18 protein-coding genes are annotated in these 20,787 nt (G+C 52.3%); 11 read left to right on the forward strand and 7 right to left on the reverse strand.

The features are described 5' to 3' along the window. The 5 genes from B3K89_RS04585 to B3K89_RS04605 are packed head-to-tail and all read right to left on the reverse strand — an operon-like array spanning position 1 to position 6,255. Positions 1–789, reverse strand: coding sequence for an IclR family transcriptional regulator (locus B3K89_RS04585; protein ID WP_293891157.1), 789 nt, complete (start codon positions 787–789; stop codon positions 1–3). A gap of 4 nt (positions 790–793) precedes the next feature. Next, positions 794–2,197, reverse strand: a complete 1,404-nt coding sequence (gene uxaC, locus B3K89_RS04590; RefSeq protein ID WP_293891154.1) for a glucuronate isomerase — start codon at positions 2,195–2,197, stop codon at positions 794–796. Between the two features lie 24 nt (positions 2,198–2,221). Then, on the reverse strand, positions 2,222–3,748 hold the full coding sequence (locus B3K89_RS04595) for a UxaA family hydrolase (protein ID WP_293891149.1): 1,527 nt from the start codon (positions 3,746–3,748) through the stop codon (positions 2,222–2,224). Between the two features lie 22 nt (positions 3,749–3,770). Next, complete coding sequence (locus B3K89_RS04600) at positions 3,771–5,255, reverse strand: tagaturonate reductase (RefSeq protein ID WP_293891146.1); 1,485 nt, start codon at positions 5,253–5,255, stop codon at positions 3,771–3,773. A gap of 28 nt (positions 5,256–5,283) precedes the next feature. Beyond that, positions 5,284–6,255 (reverse strand): bile acid:sodium symporter family protein, encoded by a 972-nt coding sequence (locus B3K89_RS04605; RefSeq protein ID WP_345907128.1) that lies wholly within the window; start codon positions 6,253–6,255, stop codon positions 5,284–5,286. Positions 6,256–6,444: 189 nt separating this feature from the next. On the opposite strand from B3K89_RS04605, the gene B3K89_RS04610 reads away from it, so the two are divergent. The 3 genes from B3K89_RS04610 to B3K89_RS04620 all read left to right on the forward strand — a co-directional run bounded on the left by B3K89_RS04610 (position 6,445) and on the right by B3K89_RS04620 (position 10,579). Continuing rightward, positions 6,445–9,636: a helix-turn-helix domain-containing protein gene (locus B3K89_RS04610; protein WP_345907129.1), complete on the forward strand. Its 3,192-nt coding sequence runs from the start codon at positions 6,445–6,447 to the stop codon at positions 9,634–9,636. Positions 9,637–9,716: 80 nt separating this feature from the next. After that, entirely contained in the window at positions 9,717–10,034 is a 318-nt protein-coding gene (locus tag B3K89_RS04615) for a PadR family transcriptional regulator (RefSeq protein ID WP_293890561.1), read from the forward strand. Continuing rightward, positions 10,031–10,579, forward strand: coding sequence for a DUF2812 domain-containing protein (locus B3K89_RS04620; RefSeq protein WP_345907130.1), 549 nt, complete (start codon positions 10,031–10,033; stop codon positions 10,577–10,579). Before B3K89_RS04615 ends, B3K89_RS04620 begins: the two co-directional genes overlap by 4 nt. On the opposite strand, the gene B3K89_RS04625 is transcribed toward B3K89_RS04620, so the two are convergent. Then, complete coding sequence (locus tag B3K89_RS04625) at positions 10,539–10,793, reverse strand: hypothetical protein (RefSeq protein ID WP_345907131.1); 255 nt, start codon at positions 10,791–10,793, stop codon at positions 10,539–10,541. The genes B3K89_RS04620 and B3K89_RS04625 overlap by 41 nt on opposite strands. A 38-nt stretch (positions 10,794–10,831) precedes the next feature. Next, entirely contained in the window at positions 10,832–10,969 is a 138-nt protein-coding gene (locus tag B3K89_RS04630) for a hypothetical protein (RefSeq protein ID WP_293890557.1), read from the reverse strand. 97 nt (positions 10,970–11,066) lie between these two features. Between B3K89_RS04630 and B3K89_RS04635 the strand changes: the two genes are divergently transcribed. The 8 genes from B3K89_RS04635 to B3K89_RS04670 all read left to right on the forward strand — a co-directional run bounded on the left by B3K89_RS04635 (position 11,067) and on the right by B3K89_RS04670 (position 20,767). Beyond that, positions 11,067–11,990, forward strand: a complete 924-nt coding sequence (locus B3K89_RS04635; RefSeq protein ID WP_293890555.1) for an ABC transporter permease — start codon at positions 11,067–11,069, stop codon at positions 11,988–11,990. 13 nt (positions 11,991–12,003) lie between these two features. Continuing rightward, on the forward strand, positions 12,004–12,918 hold the full coding sequence (locus tag B3K89_RS04640) for a carbohydrate ABC transporter permease (protein WP_293890565.1): 915 nt from the start codon (positions 12,004–12,006) through the stop codon (positions 12,916–12,918). Positions 12,919–12,978: 60 nt separating this feature from the next. Continuing rightward, positions 12,979–14,556 (forward strand): extracellular solute-binding protein, encoded by a 1,578-nt coding sequence (locus B3K89_RS04645; RefSeq protein ID WP_293890553.1) that lies wholly within the window; start codon positions 12,979–12,981, stop codon positions 14,554–14,556. Positions 14,557–14,670: 114 nt separating this feature from the next. Further along, the gene (locus B3K89_RS04650) at positions 14,671–15,738 is read left to right on the forward strand and encodes a glycoside hydrolase family 88/105 protein (RefSeq protein ID WP_345907136.1); all 1,068 of its coding nucleotides are present in this window, start codon (positions 14,671–14,673) and stop codon (positions 15,736–15,738) included. A 268-nt stretch (positions 15,739–16,006) separates the two neighbouring features. After that, positions 16,007–17,089 (forward strand): BMP family lipoprotein, encoded by a 1,083-nt coding sequence (locus B3K89_RS04655; protein ID WP_293890549.1) that lies wholly within the window; start codon positions 16,007–16,009, stop codon positions 17,087–17,089. Positions 17,090–17,200: 111 nt separating this feature from the next. Beyond that, positions 17,201–18,721 (forward strand): ABC transporter ATP-binding protein, encoded by a 1,521-nt coding sequence (locus tag B3K89_RS04660; protein WP_320349547.1) that lies wholly within the window; start codon positions 17,201–17,203, stop codon positions 18,719–18,721. Further along, positions 18,718–19,833, forward strand: a complete 1,116-nt coding sequence (locus B3K89_RS04665) for an ABC transporter permease (protein ID WP_293890543.1) — start codon at positions 18,718–18,720, stop codon at positions 19,831–19,833. Before B3K89_RS04660 ends, B3K89_RS04665 begins: the two co-directional genes overlap by 4 nt. A gap of 1 nt (position 19,834) precedes the next feature. After that, positions 19,835–20,767 (forward strand): ABC transporter permease, encoded by a 933-nt coding sequence (locus B3K89_RS04670; protein ID WP_293890541.1) that lies wholly within the window; start codon positions 19,835–19,837, stop codon positions 20,765–20,767. Positions 20,768–20,787: the final 20 nt, after the last annotated feature.

Raw genomic sequence — 20,787 nt, forward strand, 5'->3', positions numbered from 1 at the left:
TCACTCCTCAGTCCAGCCAAGCAGCTTGGAAAGGCTTGTACAGGCTTTGAGTATCGAGGAGACAATCCGTTGTTTCTCCTCAAGATTGAACCTGAATAGCGGCCAGGAGACACTCATGGCTGCTATCGTTTTGCCGGTATAGTCCCTGATCGGAGCTCCTATGCACAGCGTTCCCATCTCGTGCTCCTCGTTGTCCCACGCCCAACCCTGACTTCGAATCTGCGTAAGCTCCTGCTTGAGTGCTTGACTGTCACGAAGCGTATTGGGTGTGAAGGGCTTGAGACTCACCTTGTCAAGGTAGGAGGAGAGTTCACGCTCGTTCATATCACTGAGAAGAATCTTGCCGATGGCAGTACAGTACAACGGAATGGTCTTTCCCACCCGAGAGTACATGCGGATGGTGAACGACGATTCCTTCTTGAGGATGTATACCGCCTCGTCGTCCTCCAACACTCCCATATGTACCGTCTCGCCAAGCTCCTCGCACAATTGTTGTGCGACGGGGTTGGCGATTTGGATGAGATCGATGTGCTCAAGTCCGTGGGATCCCACACTGAACATCTTCAACGTAAGGCTGTAGAGGTCGCTGGGAGAGCGATAGACATACCCGAGGTTGACCAACGTAGAGAGGAACCGAAGCAGGGTGGCTTTTGGCAATTTCGTTTCCTTTGCCAGGCTTTCCAGGTTGATGGTTTGATGCCTGGCGAGTGTCTCAAGGATGGCGATGGTGCGTATCACCCCGCTTGTTTGCATCTTTTCACTTCCTGAATCGGTTTCTTTCTTTGCCATCGGTTTACCCCTCAAAATAGGCTTTGGCATTGCCGAAGGAGATGTCCTGTACGACCTTGCCGAGCATCTCGAGGTCATAGGGAACCTCGCCCTCTTCAGCCCAGGTGCCGAAAATATTGCAGAGAATCCTTCTGAAATACTCGTGGCGGGAGTAGGAGAGGAAGGATCGGCTGTCGGTGAGCATGCCGATGAAACGGGGAAGGAGTCCCACATTACCCAGGATTTTCATCTGCTCTTCCATGCCGTCCTTGTGGTCTGCGAACCACCAGGCTGAACCAAGTTGCATTTTACCCGGGATTCCATCCTGATAGCAACCCATCAACGTGGCCAGGGAGTAATAGTCCTTGGGATTGAGGGTGTACAGGATGGTCTTGGGGACTTCGCCTGTGGCTGAGAGATTGTTCAAGAATGAAGAGAGGGATGCAGCCAGTTCCTTGTCATGAGAAGCGTCGTACCCTGTATCGGGTCCGAGTTTCTTGAACATCATGCTGTTGTTGTCACGGATTGCGGCAAAGTGCAGCTGCATTGCGATGTCCCGCTTTGCATAGGCTTTTGCCAAATGGGTGAGTACAAAGGTCTTATAGGCCTCCACTTCTTCACAGGAGAGTGTCGCCCCTGCCAGTTTCTTTGCAAAGATTGCGTTCACATCGCTCTCACTTTTAAAGATTGCGGGAGCGGTTATGAGCGCGTGGTCGGATGCTTTGCAGCCCATGCTTACAAAGAAATCGAGACGGTCGATGAGAGCCTCGACAACATCGCTCGCCCTCTCGATCTTCTTGCCGCAGGCCTTTGCAAGGCTGTCGATATAGGAGAGGAACGTATCCTTTTCGATTGCCAATGCCTTGTCGGGACGATATGAGGGAATAACCTTTGCAGGGAAGTCCTTCTGCTTGGCGATCTGAGCATGGAAAGCAAGGTCGTCGGCCGGATCATCAGTCGTCCCCACTGCATATACTTTGAACTGCTTCATGATGCCTTTCACCGATAGGTTCTCGTTTTCCTTGAACTGTCGGTTGGCTTCCTCATAGATGGACTTTGCACTCTTGGTGTTCAGCACTTCATGAATGCCGAAGTAGCGCTGCAACTCCAAATGGGTCCAGTGGTAGAGCGGGTTGCCCAAAGCATGTTCCATGGTGGACGCCCATGCCATGAACTTGTCGAAGGGATCGGCATCCTTGCCGGTTACCAGTTCTTCGGGTATCCCGTTGGCCCGCATGGCTCTCCACTTGTAGTGGTCTCCGCCAAGCCAGGCATCGGTGATGGTGGTGAACCGCTTGTTGTTGGCGATTTCGCTCGGATTGAGGTGACAATGGTAGTCAAAGATCATTGCATCCTTGGCATACTCATGATAGAGGGTCTGAGCGGTTTTGGTCTGGAGTAAAAAATGCTCATCCATAAACTTTTTCATGATGTTTCTCCTAATTGTGTGTCCTTAGAGGATGACCCCATCCTTGAACAGTGAAATTTCGGCATACCCGTTTTCTTCATTCTTTGCCATCGCCTCTCCACTTGCAACCCTTTGGATGAGGGTGATGAAGTCGGCAAGGACTGTCTCTTCATCCTCCTGCAAGAGCCGTCCCGCATCGAAATCGATCCAATGCGCCTTCTTTTCGGCAAGTGCGCTGTTTGAAGAGATCTTGATCGTCGGCACCGGAGATCCGAGGGGCGTTCCACGGCCGGTGGTGAAGAGAATGATATGGGCGCCGGAAGCGGTAAGGGCCGTAGTGGAGACAATGTCGTTGCCCGGACCGTTGAGCAGGTTGAGCCCCCGCTTCTTGATACGATCCCCATATCCCAGGACATCGGTGATCATGGCCTGACCGCCTTTCTGGATGCAGCCAAGGCTTTTGTCCTCAAGAGTGGATATGCCGCCGGCCTTGTTGCCCGGAGATGGGTTTTCATACACAACCTGATCGTGTTTTACAAAGTACTGCTTGAAGTCGTTGATCAGGGCAACAATCTGGTTGTACACCAGCTCATCCACCGCACGGTTCATCAACAGCTGCTCCGCCCCGAACATCTCGGGAACCTCGGTCAGGATTCCCGTGCCGCCCATGGCAGTCAGAGCATCACAGAAACGACCGACCAGGGGATTTGCCGTGATGCCGCTCAGCCCGTCGCTTCCGCCGCACTTGAAGCCGACGATGAGGTTGTCCATGCCGACCTCCTCACGTTTGTCGTCTCTCATTGCCTCATACAGCTCGGTCAAGAGCCGCTTGCTCTCCTCAAGTTCATCACTGACTTCCTGGGTGGTGAGGAACTTCACCCGGTTCTCGTCAACCTTGCCCACCAGGGCACGGAAAGATTCCGGGGTATTGTTCTCGCAGCCGAGCGAGAGTACCAGGACACCGCCTGCATTGGGGTGATGAACAAGATCGGAAAGGATGGTGCGTGTCGCCTCATGGTCATCCCCGAGCTGTGAACACCCGTAGGGGTGCGACCAGACGTGGATCCCATCGTAGAAGGGTGCCTTCTTCAGATTTTGTTGAGCCCATGAAACCAGGTTTTCAGCAATCTTGTTGACACATCCGACGGTCGGAACGATCCAAAGTTCGTTGCGGATGCCGATGGTTCCGTTCGTTCTGCGATACGCTTTGATAGTGGGAATCTTGCCTTTCCATGCTGCTCTGCGCTGCTCCGCCTTTTGTGCAAACCGCTCTGAAAGCTCCTTGTCGTATCCATACTCGGCGCGTTCGCTGAGCGTGGTTTTGATATTGCTGGCATGCACATGCTCGCCACAGGCGATATCGGTGACGGCATACCCGATCGGAGCGCCGTACTTGATGACCTTCTCCCCCTGGACAATGGCCTTGAGGGCGAACTTATGGCCGGAGGGGATATCTGTCATAAGGGAGATCTTGAGGCCTGCAACATCGACCATATCCCCTTTTGCAAGGGGACGGATGGCAACTGCAACCGAGTCATCAGGATGGACCTTCAAAACGGAATAGGTCTGCATATCTGCTCCTCCTTCTGGTTCGTTAGAGAGCCGCAAGGGCTTCTTTCATACCGACTGTCCAGATAGCCTCGAGGTTTGCGGCCACCGCCTGCTCGAGTCCCTCGATCTTGGTCAGGTCCTGGGCCCACCAGGTGGTATTGGACAATACCGCCTTGGCAAGACGCTGTGCCTTTGCCTTCGGATCGTCTTTTGCTGCATAGAGGGAGGCAAACGTTTCAAGAATCTCAGGGCTGTCCTGGATCAGGTAGGTCTCACCCGCCCTGCTTCCCTTGAGGGCTGAACCTTCATACTCGGTTCCTTCGTAGAAGCTGATCAGAGCGGAAAGGGCAAAGACCAGCCGCTTGGGCAGCTTGCCGACCTTTTCCTTGTATCCCAAGAGGGAAGGAAGGTTCCTGGTTTTGAACTTGGAGACTGAGTTCAGCGATATGGAGAGCAGCTGATGAGGATTGTAGGGATTCTCAAAGCGTTCCAATACATCGGCTGCATATGCCTCAAGCTCCTCTTTCGATCCATCCATCGAGGGTATGATTTCTTCGAAAATGCCTTGATACATGAATGGATAGAGAAGGGCCTTGTCGGCGATGCAATCCTGGACAGTCTCATGGCCGGCCTGATAGGCTGCCAGCACGCTCATGGTATGGGCCCCGTTGAGGATGCGGACCTTGCGGGTGCGGTAGAAGCTCATGTCGTTGGTCCACACCACATTCAGGCCTGCCTTGTTGAACGGCAATTCATCCTCGTGGAAGTTCTTGTGGCATTCGATGACCCACAGATGAAAAATCTCAGCCGAATCGAGCAGGTTGTCCTGATACCCCAGCTTTTTGCAGATTGCCTCGGCTTCGGCTTTCGGATACCCGGGAACAATGCGGTCGACCAGCGAGTTGCAGAAATCGCACGCTTCGTCGAGCCAGTTCATAAAGCCTGCCTCCAGATTCCATTCCTGTGCATACTGCTTGACGATGCGCTTCAGGTTGTCCCCGTTCTTGTCGATGAGTTCACAGGGGATGACGATCAAGCCTTTGTCCAAAGCTCCCTCGAAGGCTTGGTAGCGTTTGTAGAGAAAGGCGCATACCTTGGCGGGGAAGGAGACCTGCGGCTGGTCGGACAGCTTGGCACCGCTGTGGTAGCTGATGCCGGCCTCGGTGGTGTTGGAGACGATGAAGCGGAGATCCTCACTTGAGGCGAGCTTCATGTACTCTTGGTAATCATCGGCTTTGTACGGGTTCAGACAGCGGCTGACGCTGTTGATTGTCCGGTACTCTTCGACGGTCTTCTTGTTCTGAACACCCCTGAGAATGGTGGTGTACAAGCCCTTCTGTGCGTTGATCATATCGCTGAGGCCTCGATCCAGGGGCTGGACGAGGACTGCATTACCGTTGAAGTCGGTCTTCTCATTGAGGATGTCGATCATCCAATCAACAAACGCACGGAGGAAGTTGCCCTCTCCGAACTGTAGGACTTTTTCTTTTCTCTGTACACTCTGATGAACACTGGTAATTGACTGCATGGTCTATACTCCTTGTTGGTTTGTTATATTACGTGACTTTTTTTCTTCCATAGAGGAAATATGCCATTACGGCACAGGTGCTCTGTTGGAAAACGATGCCAAAAATTACCGGAAGTGCTGTTTCAGCCGGGAAGTAGGCGATTGCAAGGACCAGGGCAGCACTGATGTTGCGCATTGAAGAGGCAAAGGTAATGCTTTTGCTCTCTTCTATTCCAAGGCCGGCGATTCTCCCAAGGGTATGGGAGATGGGATATGCGACCACAGCAAGAAATGCACATGTCAGGGCGATGGGAAAGTAGGCCCATGAAGCATTTGCCAAAAGCTGCTCGGAAACTTGGGCTGTATTGATTACAATGATGAGGAAAAGACCGATTTTGGAAAAAGGCTTGAGGCAGGGGGTGATATGGTCATTGACCGTGCCTTTGGTTGCATTGTTGATCAAAATTCCGGCTACCGAGGGAACGACCACCATAATCAGGAGAGAGACCATCATCCCGGCTGTGTCGATACGCACCGAAGTATTGGCAAGCAGACTCACCGTGTACGGGGTGAGGATGGGTGCAAGCAGGGTGGAGACAAGGATGAGGGTTAAGGAGAGGGCCCCGTTGCCTTTATAGATTCCACTCCAGATATAGCCGGTTATTGCAGTAGGTATGGACATGAGCAATATCAGGCCGGTTGCAATCTCTTGTTGGTTTCTGAATAGAGTGGAAGCGATGGCATAGGTGAGCAGTGGCATGACGAAGTTTGCACCGATGATGAATACAAGAATTGCTTTTGGTTTCTTTAGTACTGTAAAGAAGGCATTGGAATTGATTCCCAATCCTCCGATGAAGGTAATGATTGCGAAGAGGATGGTGACCGATGGTTTCATCCACGCAACCCGTGAACCAAGCAGAAGACCCAGGATGACTCCACTGGGGGTGAGCAGCGGCATGATTCGGTCCAGTTGATAATTCAGGCGCTTCAGCGCTGCTTCGAGGGATAAAAATTGAAACATCGTTCCAAATAATACTCTTCTCCTCGCTGGGCTGTCAAGGCGAATTATCCTGTTGTTGATTATCTCGGGTTGGGAGCACACCATTGATGGACAAGCGGACTTTTCTGTACTACCGTTGGTTTTATCACAGGGAAACCTTTGATCAGATACTACCTATGGTAGTGGGACCAACCGAAAAGGAGCAGCGCGGTGAGTGATGCCCGATCAAGAAAAATTGCACTGGTGCTCGCCTCAATCCATACCGGCGCTTCAAACGAGCTCTGGTCGGAAATAGCCCATCTTGCCCGCCTTTCCCATACATCCTTGTTCGTATTTCCCGGAGGAAGGCTTGAATGTGAGGAGAATCAAGAGTACTTGCGTAATGCAATCTACTCTTTGGTGAACTCCGATACGGTCGAGGGGGTTCTCGTCTGGGCTTCAGCGCTTGCCGGATCTGTCCGGGTTGAGGATGTCCAGGACTTTTTGGAAACGCTCGGCCCCCTTCCCAGTGTCTCCATCGGCTTGAAACGGGAAGGGTATCCTACTGTCTCCTTTGATGCCTATGCAGGGGTGCAGAGTATAATCCTGCACTGCATAACCAAGCACAAGAGCCGGAGAATCGCATTCATCAGGGGACCGGAGAACCACTACTCAGCACAGGATCGCTATCGTGCCTATTGCGATACCCTTGATCAGACGGGATTGGTCTTGGACCCGCGTCTGGTCTCCGATCCATATCCATGGACCGAGGGGGCGCCAGCCTTGTCCCAACTGGTCGAGCAGCGGGGTCTCAAACCCGGCAAGGATTTCGATACCCTTGCCTGTTCAAGCGATTTGATGATGTTCGCTGCCGGAAAACAGCTGGAAGCATTGGGCTACTCGATTCCCGGCGATGTCCGCATTGTCGGTTACAATGACAGCAGTGAAAGCCATTTGCTTCGTGTTCCCTGTACGACAGCCCGCATGCCGGTCACCGAACTGGCGCATATGTCCTTTGAACTGTTGTCCAATCTGCTTGAGGATGGGTCCGGGCCAAGCTTTGACATTCTTCTGCCTTCGCACCCCGTCATCCGCCAATCATGCGGATGCACCTATTCGTTGGGAAGTCCCGAGCAGGCAAGGCAGAGTGTGGGAACACCTTCATTGTTTTTTGCCTGGTTGATGCAGAGCTTCAGGGTCCCGGAATCTGAAAGCAGGAACATTCAGAGGCTTTTGGATGAGGCCGACTCTGAGGATGAGCAAGCCTATCTTGGCCTTGTCCAGGAGCTTGTCCATCGATTTCTCTATCGGGGAGGAGACCCGAACCTTCTCTCGGAGGCTCTTCATTGGTATTGCACCTTCTTCGCCTCAAGCTCATTCAAGGAGCAGAGAGCCTGTGCGCTGCGTGATCTCTTTTTGCGCCAGCGGGACTTGGTTGCGCACCAGCATGCCTACGCCTTGTCGATGCAAGCCAAGCACCTCGATGCGCTGAAGTGCGACCTTCTGGGTGTACGGAACATCACCTCGATACCAGCCCTCTTGGCAACACACTTGGGCACCCTTGGGTTGGAAGCCGGGTATCTGGTGCTCTATGAGGACGATGAGAAGAGCACTTATATCGGGGGATATGACAATGACATGTTCTTGGAGGAGAAGCAGACATTCGCCAAGCATCTTCTGCTGCCTCAGGCAATCCAGGAAAAACTTGTTGAAGGTGTATATGTAGTTGAGCCCCTGTTCATGGACAACCAACCACTGGGATATCTGGTCATCAGAACCACCCTGTTCAGCGGGAGCGTCATGGAAGAGCTGAGAACCGCATTGAGTTCGGCCATCAAGGGGACGTTCCTGCTCGATGCCGCCAATAAGGCGCGGGAGGAAGCCGAACGAGCCCAGCGGGCCCGTACCGAGTTCTTTGCAAATATCAGTGAGGGGTTGCGCAATCCTCTTGAGTCGATACTCCTGTTGGTTCAGGACAAGGATGAAGCGTTGAGGGACCAGGTTGAAGAACAGCTTCGTACAGCTTCCCACCTGTTGGACCTCACCCTTTCCTATACCGGAGCCTTTGAGTTGGAGCGAACCATTTTCAACCCCTCCGATTTGCTTTTTTCCTTGAAAATCTCCCACTCCTTCACCTATGAAGGGGAGCCTGACCTCCCCGTGCTGCAAGGTGATAGGGCAAAGCTCCTCCAAGCCTTTGAGATTGTGTTGCAGTACATCCAGAAGCAAGGCGGTCGGGTCACCATCAAGACCGAGCTGCAAAATCCCGGGCTGCAATTCTCTTTCATCAGCTCACAGGTTGCATGGAAAGCCTCAATGGGAAATCAGGATCCATCCCTCTCCCTCGCCCAACGAATTATTGTGATGAGTGGTGGATTGGTATCGATGAAAGACAATCAGATCATCTTCCGCTTGGGCTGGCCGAGCCTCGAAGGAGAAAGCCTTGCCCGGCCTTCTTCCACGCTGACCTATATAGGCGGTGAGCAGGAGAACGAGGTTCCCCCTCTTTTCTCCGCCTTCGACCACGTACGATTGCTCTCCTCCTCGTCGTTGAACAAGCAGAATCTTGCTCAGCTTGAAGGCAGTCTCCTTGGCTGGGACGGGCGGCGAAGCTCTGCAGAATTGCAGCTTGCCTTGTACCTGCTGGCACATCATCCCCTCCTCAGCAAGGCGCCGATGGTGTGCTACCATGCCCCACCGGGGTATGAGAGTCTTGCATCCTCGCTTGTTTCGAGCAAGAGCGGCAACCAAGAGGACGGGGTGTTGGTCCTCATGGGATCGCTTGGACATTCGCTTGCCGGGGAGCTGGGCATGATGGACAATGTAGTCTTGTGCGCAAGGCAGGAGATCGAAGAGGTATATGCGAACAACAAGGTGCGCCTGCTTATCAGTGATATATTCGATCCTGCACTGTATGAGCGGCTTCGAAGAATTTCTCCCTCCCCGATAGTCATTCTCAGGGAGCATTGGACGCATGAAGAGGCCGAACAGCTGAGCCTCATCCCCCGCCTGATCATCGCTCATCGCTTCGTGATGGAGAGCAGCGAATTCCTAGCCCGTATTGTCACCCTGCTTACCCACCAAGAAGTACTGCCGCCGTTGACCGGTGCCTTGGTCAAGCGTGCCATCGTGTATCTTGGGGAGCATGCAACAACCCCGATTTCCCGCTGGCAGCTGGCCGAGGCGGTCAATGTCAGCGAGGACTACCTTACCCGCATCTTCCGCAAGGAGATCGGCCTCTCTCCGTGGGACTATCTCAACCGCCAGCGAATTCATCTTGCGACCAACCTGCTCAAGCAGAGCACCCTTACGATCAACGAGGTGGCCAGCCAGACAGGCTTCCAGGACCAAGCATATTTTTGCAGGGTGTTCAGGAAAATAAAGGGTATGGCTCCCACCAAAGTACGTTCTTCAACTCCTTGATCATCGGTCTTGACGAATGCTTCAATTTTCTCTTAATATATCGCAGTGCGATGCATAGTGCTTCGATATAAGGTGGTTGTATGGATGCTCATATTCGAAAAGTCTACGTCCCGATGACCGAGACTGGTTTCTACATCCTTTTGTGCCTGCAGCAGGAGATGCACGGCTACAGCATTGTACAAAAGGTGAGGGACCTTACGGATGGCGAGATCCTGATCAGTCCGGGGACCCTGTACGGCAGTCTTTCCAAAATGGAGAAGGATGGCTTGATCCGTTTCATCCGGGAAGAGGAGAAACGGAAAATTTATGAAATTACCAGCCTCGGTATTGAGGTGCTTCAGAAAGAGAAGGAGCGGATTGCTCGGTTGTATAGGACCATGCAGGAGGAACAGGAATGAAAAAGCAGAAACGGGAGTTCAAGATTATTACCATTGCCGAATATGAGCAGGAGCAGGAGTACCTGCGTTCCCAACATCAGAAAGGGTGGAAACTGGTTCACTTGACATTTCCCGGCATCTACCTCTTCGAGGCTTGTGAAAAAGAGGATGTGGTCTACCAGCTCGACTATCACCAACAGGGATTGGGCTCTCAGGAGACCTATGTGAATATGTTCAAGGATTGCGGGTGGGAGTACCTGTTTGACTTTTTGGGGTACAGTTATTTTAGAAAGAGTGCAGCGAGCATGCAGGGCAAGGAAGAGATTTTCTGCGATGAGGCTTCACGACTTGCTTTCATCGGCCGTGTCTTCAAGGGACGCATGGTCCCCCTGTTGATTCTCTTCTTCTTGGTGATCATCCCCCAGACCATCCTGCAGATCAGCAATCCGGGCTCGGATCCCCATCGCGCGTTGCTCTATTTTTACCTGATCATGGTTGCATTCTATGCATACGTTTTCATCAGGTTTACACTGCAGTACCGCACGCTGAGTAACCGAGCCGATTGAATGCCTGGCGGAGTCTGAGGGACGTTCCGGCAGTGAAGGCAAGCGATGAGAAATTGGTAAAGCCATTGTTGATGACGAGTTCCAATCCGGCATAGGTGATGAACAGACGATGAATCATGTAGTTGAATCTGCCTCCCAGGTTGAGTTGGAACTTTCTCGTTGTCTGGGTGGTGTCGAAATCCATCAACAGCAATCCATCCACATACCAGGGCACACTTGGAATGAGATAGCGAACCTGTCCCTCAAGATCCGCTATGAAAAGAATTCAAGCATCTTGTCCGATGCCCCGAATGCATCGGCTAAATGCTGGTAGTAGGCGACTTGGTTTTCCGTATAGTAGTCGAGGGGTTTCTTTGCATGCTCAGGACAGGGATTCTTGGAGGGATTCATCGACGAATACGGGTAAAAAAGTCGGAAAAGTCCAAGAGCCGCTCTGCATAATCCCTTTTCTTCTGCCCTATGCTTAGGCTGTGAGGTTTACAAGTATATGGCAGAAAGAAGTAGACATGCCCAATTAATGCGGGATATCAAGCGGCATAGGTCGGTCTATGTCCTTCTTGCAATACCCTTGGTGTATTACATCATTTTCAAGTATGTTCCGATTTTCAACGGGCAGATCGCCTTCAAGGATTACATGGCACTCGACGGAGTGCTTGGGAGCCGATGGATAGGGCTTGAGCATTTTAAGACCTTCGTCCACTCCTATTACTTCGTGGAGCTGCTGCGCAATACCTTGATGTATAGTTTCGGAAAATTGATATTCAGCCTGCCGCTTGCAATCATCCTGGCAATCGCCATCTATGAGAGCAACCACCCCAGGCTGGGCAAGGTTGTGCAGACCTTGGCCTATCTTCCACACTTCCTTTCCTGGGTCATCATGTATGGTATTCTTTTGGCCCTTCTGGCTCCCGGTGATGGAATCTTGAACGACATCATCAAGCTCTTCGGTGGCAAACCCATCGATTTTTTAACCAATACCAAGTCCTTCCCGTGGATAGTCATTCTCAGTGATGCCTGGAAGGAGATGGGCTGGAGCGCCATCATCTTCATTGCCGCCCTGATGGGCATCGACCCATCCCTGTTCGAGGCCGCCCTGGTTGAGGGTGCAAACTCCTGGCAACGGGTTCGCTACATCACCCTTCCTTCCATCCGACCGGTCATCGTCATCGTCGTCCTGCTCAGATTGGGAACCATCCTGGATGCAGGCTTCAACCAAATCTTCATGCTCTATTCGACACCGGTTCTCTCGGTTGCCGACATCATCGATACCTGGGTGTACCGCCAAGGCCTGCTGGAATTCCAGTTTGGACTCGCAACAGCCGTCGGTTTGTTCAAGGGGGTCATCGGCATGTTCCTGATCCTCGGTTCCAACCGGTTGGTCAAACGTTTCGGCGGAAACTCTCTCTACTAGGAGGAAGATGATGATGGCACACAAGAAACAAACCAATCGATTCACCTCGGTGACAGTGAAACCCACTGCAGCCGACCATAGTTTCAACTTCGTCGTTGATGTATTTCTCGTGCTTCTCTTGATTATCATCGCCATTCCCCTTTGGAGTACGATCACCCTCTCCTTCAGGCCCAACGACTATATCGGCAATAACTTGGAAGGAATGTTCCTCGCCCCTTGGAATTGGTCGACGGCAGCCTACAAGGCACTGCTGGGCAACGCCGGTTTCATTCTGGCATTCGGCAACAGCATCAAGATTCTCATCGGCGGTGTGGCAACAGCCCTGCTCTTGACCATTCCCCTGGCCTATGTGCTCTCCATCCCCAGCCTGCCCGGCAGACGGTATTTGAACCTGTTGGTCATTATTCCCTATGTATTCAATGTTGGTATGATTCCTTCCTACCTCTTGGTTACCAATCTCGGCCTGATTGACAAGCTTGCCGCAGTCTTTTTGCCGGGAGCCATCAGCACGTACAACTGCCTGATCATGCGCTCTTTCTTCGAAGGCATTCCCAATGAGTTGAAAGAGTCGGCACAGATTGATGGAGCTTCAGAAATCCAGGTATTGCTTAAGATCATCCTGCCTTTGAGCAAGGCAATCATTATGACCATCGGACTGTTCTACGGGGTATCGTTCTGGAATGACTTCTTCCATGCAATGCTCTACCTGAACAGCAACAAGCTGCAGCCGCTTCCGATTCTGCTGCGCAACATCCTGATGGCCAGTGGTATGAATGAATACGTAGAGGTGAATGCTTTCGGTGAGGCCCCGATTGCCGCCATCAAGGCCGCTTCGGTCTTTATGAGCGCCATTCCGATGGTCATCGCCTATCCATTCATCCAAAAGTATTTTACCAAGGGAACCTTGCTGGGAAGCGTAAAAGGCTGAGCCTGCTTCCTGGTTTGATTCGAGTAACGTTGGTTTGGTATTCCATAAGGAGGATTTGCTATGAAGAAACAGTGTATCGTATGCATCGCACTTATCGCGTTGCTATCTCTCGTCTCTCTCCCGCTTTTCAGTCAGGGTACTGCCGAAGCCGCAAAACCCGCTGGTCCGGTGACCATCGAGTTGTGGTATGGCGCCGCCATCACCGAAGCTGGACCACCTCCGGCTGATTGGGTTGGCTTTCAGATCATCAAGGATACGTTGAACATCGATCTCAAGCTGACGGCTCTCCCTTCCAATGAGAGCGATCAGGACGTCAAGGTGCAGGCTGCAGCCGCCGCCAACAACCTTCCCGACCTGTTCATGGTCCGTCGCGATGTGCTTGCCCGCTTGGTCCCGCAGGGCTTGATTGCATCGGTTGATGACATGTATGCAAAGATGCCGATCCGTACCAAGACCCACTACGATGAAGTCAGCCGCAACCATGCCCGTTTCAACGGCAAGTCCTATGGTCTGGCCGATCCAGGTTCAATCATCAAGAACGAAGGCCTTTTGATCCGCAAGGACTGGCTTGACAAGCTTGGTCTTGCTGTTCCCACCACCACCGATGAACTGCTTGAAGTCATGCGCGCCTTCACCTTCAAGGATCCGGATGGAAATGGAAAGAACGACACCTACGGCTATGGGGCTTTCCAGGAAATCAACAACTATGAAGCTTGGCCCGGGCGCCGTCTTGAGCCGATCTTTGGAGCTTTCGGCGTGGATGGTACGTGGGACATGACTGTCTCTTCAGCCGGTCTGAACCTTTTCAAGCCCGAATTCTATGACGCCATGAGCTATCTGAAGCAGATGGTCGATGAAGGCATCATCGATCCCAACTGGCTTGCGTACAAGAAGGACGACTTCCGTGCGGCTTGGAAGCAGGGACGTTTCGGCATCATGCGCGAGCAGAATGCCGCTTTCGCAGCCCAGGCAAACTATGCTCCGTTTGACAAGAACTTCCCCAACGGTGAGTGGATTGTCATTGATGCTCCGAAGGGACCGAAGGGACACGCTTCCATCGGACCTTACACCGCCAACTTCCGCATCTATGCCATCAGTGCAAAGGCTGAGAAGGAAGGCAAGAAAGACAAGATTGCCGAGCTTTTGGAGTGGATGGCTTCCGATGAGGGCTACTATCTGCTCGGCTGGGGTGTCGAGGGCGTGAACTACACCAAGGATGCCAATGGCATTCCTGTGGCAGCCAACCTTCCTGATCCCAATCTTGCTTTCAGCGCTCCCGGCGGCCAGACGGTCACCCAGCTGCGCAACATGGTGTTCTACAACGGCGATATCGAGCTCTATGCCCGCTACCCGAAGTATATCACCGAGACCAGCAAGAAAGAGATGTCCGCTCTGGATGTCATGCGCATAATGCAGACCAAGAAATGGACTCCTGCAATTGGTTCGGATACTCTTCCTATTCCCAATGCAGACCTCAAGCGCTTCTACGAGCAGGGTTTGAGCGAGTTCATCACCGGCAAGCGAGTCTTGACCAAGGACAACTGGAACAAGTGGCTTGACGAGTTCAAGAAGCTTGGCGGACAGGATTGGAATGACAAGGGCGTTGCCTTTGCCAAGGAAAACAACCTGCTCTACTAAGCGTGCTGAGTACATTGGTTCCGACCGCCTCCTTGTTGGAGGTGGCGGTCGGTTTGACCCCTCGAAAATAGGAATATACGCATGATGGACTGGGGTGAACACCTCTCGCTGGCAATGGCTCAAAGTGTAATAGCACGGTACAAGCCTATACATATGCGCTGGCATTATGAACACGGCTTGGTGATACACAGCTGCCTGCTGGTGGGAAAAGCATACGGCAGGAAAGAGTTCTTTGATTGGGCATACTCGATGTATGATCCACTCATAGCCGATGATGGCCGGATTGCAACCTATAGACTGGGTGAATACAATCTTGACCAGATCAATGCAGGCAGGAATCTGTTTGCCCTGTATGAACAAACCAAGGAAAACCGATTTCTGCTCGCTGCAAAACTGCTCAAGCAGCAGTTGGCGTCGCAGCCCAGGACATTGAGTGGTGTATTCTGGCATAAGGAAATCTATCCTTGGCAGATTTGGCTGGACGGTGTCTATATGCAGGGACCTTTCAACGCCCAGTACTGCAAGGTCAGCGGTGACAGCACCGGATTCGACGATATCGTCGATCAGGTGATCAAGGTATACCAGACACTGCGGGATGAAAAGACCGGATTGCTGTACCATGCCTATGATGAGTCGCGCGGCCAACGATGGTCGGACCTTGAAACCGGTCTCTCCCCCCACTTCTGGGGAAGGGCGATTGGTTGGTACTGCATGGCCATCCTGGATATTCTGGATTTCCTTCCTTCCTCGCATCCGAAGCGGGGTGAAATGGCCAAGATTCTGCTATCCGTACTGGACGCACTGCTGAAGTTCCAGGATGAGAGCGGAATGTGGTATCAGGTGGTGGATAAGGCAGGCCGGGACGGCAATTATCTGGAGACATCCTGCACCAGCATGTTCGCCTACAGCCTGCTTAAGTCTCTCCGGACCGGGCTGTGTTCCGATGACCTGTACCGCACCCGGGCTGTGAAGGCCCTTGAAGGGATAAAGTCTACGTACCTAAGAAAGGACGAGAGCGGGCAGCTGCACCTCGGGGGCATCTGCAGTGTGGCAGGCTTGGGAGGCAATCCCTATCGGGACGGCTCGTTCCACTATTATATCTGCGAGCCGGTGGTGGAGGATGATTTCAAGGGTGTGGGTCCATTCATTTTGGCCTGCCTCGAAGAAGAGCAGGGTCGATAAGACACATCGCCAAAGCTCCCGGTCGGGAGCTTTTTTATCACAAACTGTTGCGATTTCTTTGTGTTTGTAGTGTTGAAAACGAAATGCAGGCATCGATTGCGCCTTTTATTCGGTATTTCTGCATAAGTGTTTTTTTCATAATGGTTTGTGTAGTTTTTTTAAGTTAATAGGTTGCCGCATTTCTTTGTTTGACAAGGCTACAGGGTGATTGTAGAATGATGCTACATAGACTCTTTGTGATTATACACAAAAAATAGGAGAGAACGGAATGAAGAAACTGACTGTTGTGCTTTGTATCTTCCTGTTGCTCGGAACCGTGGCCTTTGCCCAAGGTTCGGCCGAAGGCGCAGCCAAAAAGAGCAATCTTCGCGTCGGAATGGTTACCGATGCTGGTACGATTGACGACAAATCCTTTAACCAGGGCACCTGGGAAGGAATCCTGAGGGCAAGCAAAGACTACGGTCTGGACGTCAAGTATCTCAAGCCAGCCGGAACAACCGAAGCCGACTACCTCAAGGAAATCGGCAACCTTGTTGATGCTGGCTACAATTTTATAATCTGCCCGGGATTCAAGTTTGAGACTGCCTTGTTTGAAGCCCAGGACAAGTACCCCAATGTAAAGTTCGTCATCCTCGACGGTGAGCCCCACAGTGCCGACTACTCGGTCTTCCGTATTGAGAAGAATGTTGTTGCCGTGTATTGGGCGGAGCATGAATCCGGCTTCCTCGCCGGCTTTGCAGCAGCCCTGCAGCTCAAGGAAGGCGACTTTGGTTTCGTCGGCGGCATGGAAATTCCTGCTGTCCAGAAGTTCAACTGGGGCTTCCAGCAGGGCGTCAAGTACGCCAATGCAAACTACGGCACCAAGATTGTCATGAAGCAGGAAAACAACCTGTATCAGGGCAGCTTCGACAACGTCAGTGCAGGCCAGCAGATTGCTGCTTCCATGTACGACCGTGGTGTTGATGTAATCTTTGCAGCAGCCGGCGGCGTCGGTGTCGGCGTCATCAATGAAGCAAAGAACCGTGCTTCCAGCGGACAGAACGTCTGGGTCATCGGTGTTGATGTTGACCAGTATCCTGAAGGTGTCATGCCCAACGGAAAGTCCGTCATTCTCACCAGTGCCATGAAGTACCTCGACCGTGCTTCCTATGACATGATTGAAGCCGAGCTGAACGGAACCTATCCTGCCGGACAGATTCTGCACCTCGACGCCACCAACGACGGTGTTGGTATTCCTGTTGTGAATCCGAACCTCTCCAAGAGCGTGACCGATGAAGTTGCAAAGGTCTATGCAAAGATGAAGAGCGGAGAGATCAAGGTCGCCGCCGTCGGCGACGGACTGTTCAAGTAAGTGCTTGCTTGATGCCATCATCAAGGGCCACCATCTATCGGTGGCCCTTCTGTGCAACCTACGGTATTGCATAAAATACACGCCCAGCGTGTCCTCATAGGGAGTCCACCGATGAGTCATGTCATAGAAATGTTGAACATTCGCAAGGAGTTTCCCGGTATCGTCGCCAACGATGATATTACCTTGCAAGTAGAGCAGGGGGAGATTCACGCCATTTTGGGCGAGAACGGGGCGGGCAAGTCCACCCTCATGAGCATCCTCTTTGGTTTGTACCATGCAGACAAGGGGAAAATTTTGGTTCGGGGGAAGGAAGCTCATATCCACAGCCCCAACGATGCCAATGACTTGGGCATCGGCATGGTGCACCAGCACTTCCAGTTGGTTCACAATTTTACTGTTACGGAAAATATCATTCTTGGAAAAGAAGGAAGATTCTTCCTCGACCGGAAAGGCGCCTCCAAGAAGATCAAGGCCCTCTCTGAAAAGTACGGGCTGAATATCGATCCTGATATGGTTATTGAGGATATCACAGTGGGGATGCAGCAGCGCGTTGAGATTATGAAGATGCTCTATCGTGATGCCGAGATTCTCATTTTTGATGAGCCGACGGCGGTCCTCACTCCCCAGGAAATCGAGGATTTGATGCAGATTATGCGAAACCTGGTCTCTGAAGGCAAGTCGGTGATTCTCATAACCCACAAGCTCAACGAGATCAAGGCGGTTGCAGACCGCTGCACGATCATCCGTCGCGGGCAGTTGATCGGCGTGGTTGATGTGAAGTCGACCAGTGTCTCCAAAATGGCTTCCATGATGGTCGGCAGACCCGTCAACTTCAAGGTTGACAAGAAACCCGCACAGGTCGGCAGGGTTATTCTGGACCTGCACGACCTACGGGTCATGAACAATAAGAAAGTTCTTGGCGTGAAGGACTTCTCCCTCTCGGTGAAAGCCGGGGAAATCGTCGGTATTGCAGGTGTTGACGGTAACGGCCAGACCGAGCTGATCGAAGCCATTACCGGTCTGCGGCCTGTTGAGGGAGGAACCATCACCTTGGACGGCAACGATATCACCAATGCAGATATCAGAAAACGCAATGAAATCGGCATGGGTCATATTCCCGAAGACCGGCAGAAGCGCGGGTTGGTCATGGCCTCCTCGCTGTACAACAATGTTGCCATCAAGGAGTACTATCACAGCCCATTCAGTAAGAAGGGCCTTCTTGATGCACAGTATCTGCGTGAGTATGCTCAGAAGGTCATCGACCAATTCGATGTACGCAGCGGTGAAGGAATCTACTCCCTTGCAGGGAAACTCTCGGGAGGCAACCAGCAAAAGCTGATAGTCGGACGTGAAGTAGTGTCCGATCCCGAGCTTCTCATAGCGGTTCAGCCCACCCGAGGCTTGGATGTCGGTGCCATTGAATATATTCACTCACAGCTTGTCGCCCATCGGGACAAGGGACATGCCGTCTTGCTTGTCTCCTTTGAACTGGACGAGATTTTCAATCTCTCCGACCGGATTGCCGTCATGTACAGCGGGGAGTTGATTGATGTGCTGAAGACCAGTGAGACCAATGAGGAGGAAGTCGGTCTCCTGATGGCCGGCGTGAAGCGAAAGGAAGGTGCCCAATGAAACCAATAAAAGAAAAACAAAGCAATGCCTTCCTCGTCGCCGTGAGTGCAACAGTCTTGGGACTGGTGGCCGGCGCGATATTGATGGCTTTGATCGGCAGCAACCCGTTTACCGGGTTCTGGTATCTGTTCCGCGGTGGTTTGATGAACATCGAGCGCATCGGCAATACATTGGCCACCGCCACCACCTTGATGTTGGTAGGTCTATCGGTCGCCTTTGCCTTCAAGACCGGTCTGTTCAATATCGGAGCTTCCGGACAGATGCTCATCGGTGGCTTGTGTGCAACGTTGGTGGCGCACAAGGTATTTTTACCCCGACCACTTTTTTTGGTGGTGCTTATCGGTGCTGCTCTTCTTGGTGGAGCTCTGTGGGGTATCATCCCGGGCTTCCTGAAGGCAAAGTTCAATGTACATGAAGTTGTTGCCACGATTATGATGAACTGGATCGCCTATTGGTCGATCTACTATTTCATACCCGCCTATCTGAAGGGGCCTTCGCTTGAGACCGAGAGTGCGAGCATCGCCGTCAGCCAGTCCATGCGGTCTCCTTGGCTGACAAAACTCTTCAACGGCTCGTACATGAATTTGGCCTTTTTTGTCGCCATTGCGGCGGTACTCATCATTAAGTTCATCTTGGATAAGACAACCTTGGGCTTCGGTCTGAAGGCTGTAGGTTCGAACCGCTTCTGTGCCGAGTATGCAGGAATAAAAGTAAACCGCAATGTCGTCATTTCCATGATGATCGCCGGAGGCTTGGCCGGTCTTGCAGGACTTTCCTTCTACACCGGGTACTCACGCAATATGCAGATCGGGGTTATGCCTTCCCAAGGGTTCGATGGTATTGCCGTCGCCTTGCTGGGAGCCAGTAATCCCTTGGGTGTGTTGTTCAGTTCCTTGTTCTTCGGTATTTTGCAGTCCGGCAAGGGGTTCATGAACGCCATGACCAGCGTACCTCCCGAAATTGCCGATACCATCATCGCCGTCATCATCTACTTTACTGCAACCAGCGTACTGTTCAAGCGATTCTGGGATGCAGTGCTGAAGCGGCAAGAGAACAAGGCCGAGAGGAAAGCAGAAATGCCGGAGACTGCACAGAAGAAGGAGGGTCAATAATATGTGGAATACCCTGATCAGCATTTTCCCCTATGCAATAGCCTATACGATTCCCATGCTGATGACCTCCCTCGGAGGCTTGTACAGTGAACGGAGCGGCGTCACCAACCTCGGTTTGGAAGGCTTGATGTTGGTCGGCTACTTTGCTAGTGCCATCACCATCAAGATGACAGAAGCCACCTTGGGGGTGCAAGCACTTCCCCTCGGTCTTCTTGTCGGTGTGGCAGCAGGAGCCGTATTCAGTATCCTGCATGCCTTTGCCTCGATCAACTTGAAGGCGGACCAGGTTATCAGCGGGACGGCAATCAACATGTTGGCAACCGCCTTGACCGTGTATCTGGCCAGAACCATCAGTGGAAGCGGAAACGTCCGCATTCTCATGGGTATTGTACGCAAGAACATTCCCGTCCTTTCACAGATTCCCATCATCGGCCCGCTCTTTTTCAGCCAATCCTATTGGACCACCTGGCTGTGTCTGGTAATTTGGGCGCTTTCCTGGATTCTGCTGTACAAGACCAGTTTCGGTTTGAGGCTTCGGGCATGTGGTGAACACCCTTCAGCGGTAGCATCGGCCGGTGTCAATGTGCATCGCATGCGCTATTTCGGTGTCATCATGAGCGGAGCCTTGGCTGGTTTGGGCGGCTCGGTCATCCTGATCACCTACTCCGGAGAGTTCAATGGAACGGTAGCCGGCTTGGGATTCCTCTCCATTGCCGCGTTGATTTTCGGGCAGTGGAAGCCGCTGGGAATTCTCGGGGCGACGTTCTTCTTCGGCATTGCAACCACCATTGCAAACGTCAGCCAGGTTATTCCCTCACTGTCGGTTATTCCCCCCGTTTTCTTCAAGGTCTTCCCCTATGTGGCAACCTTGCTTGCCCTGGTGCTTTTCTCGAAGAATTCCGCTGCCCCGAAGGCGTCGGGCGAACCGTTCTAAGTAATTCGAATTGGAGGAAT

It is taken from the genome of Sphaerochaeta sp. UBA5849, from assembly GCA_002432715.1.
Classification (GTDB): Bacteria; Spirochaetota; Spirochaetia; order Sphaerochaetales; family Sphaerochaetaceae; genus Sphaerochaeta.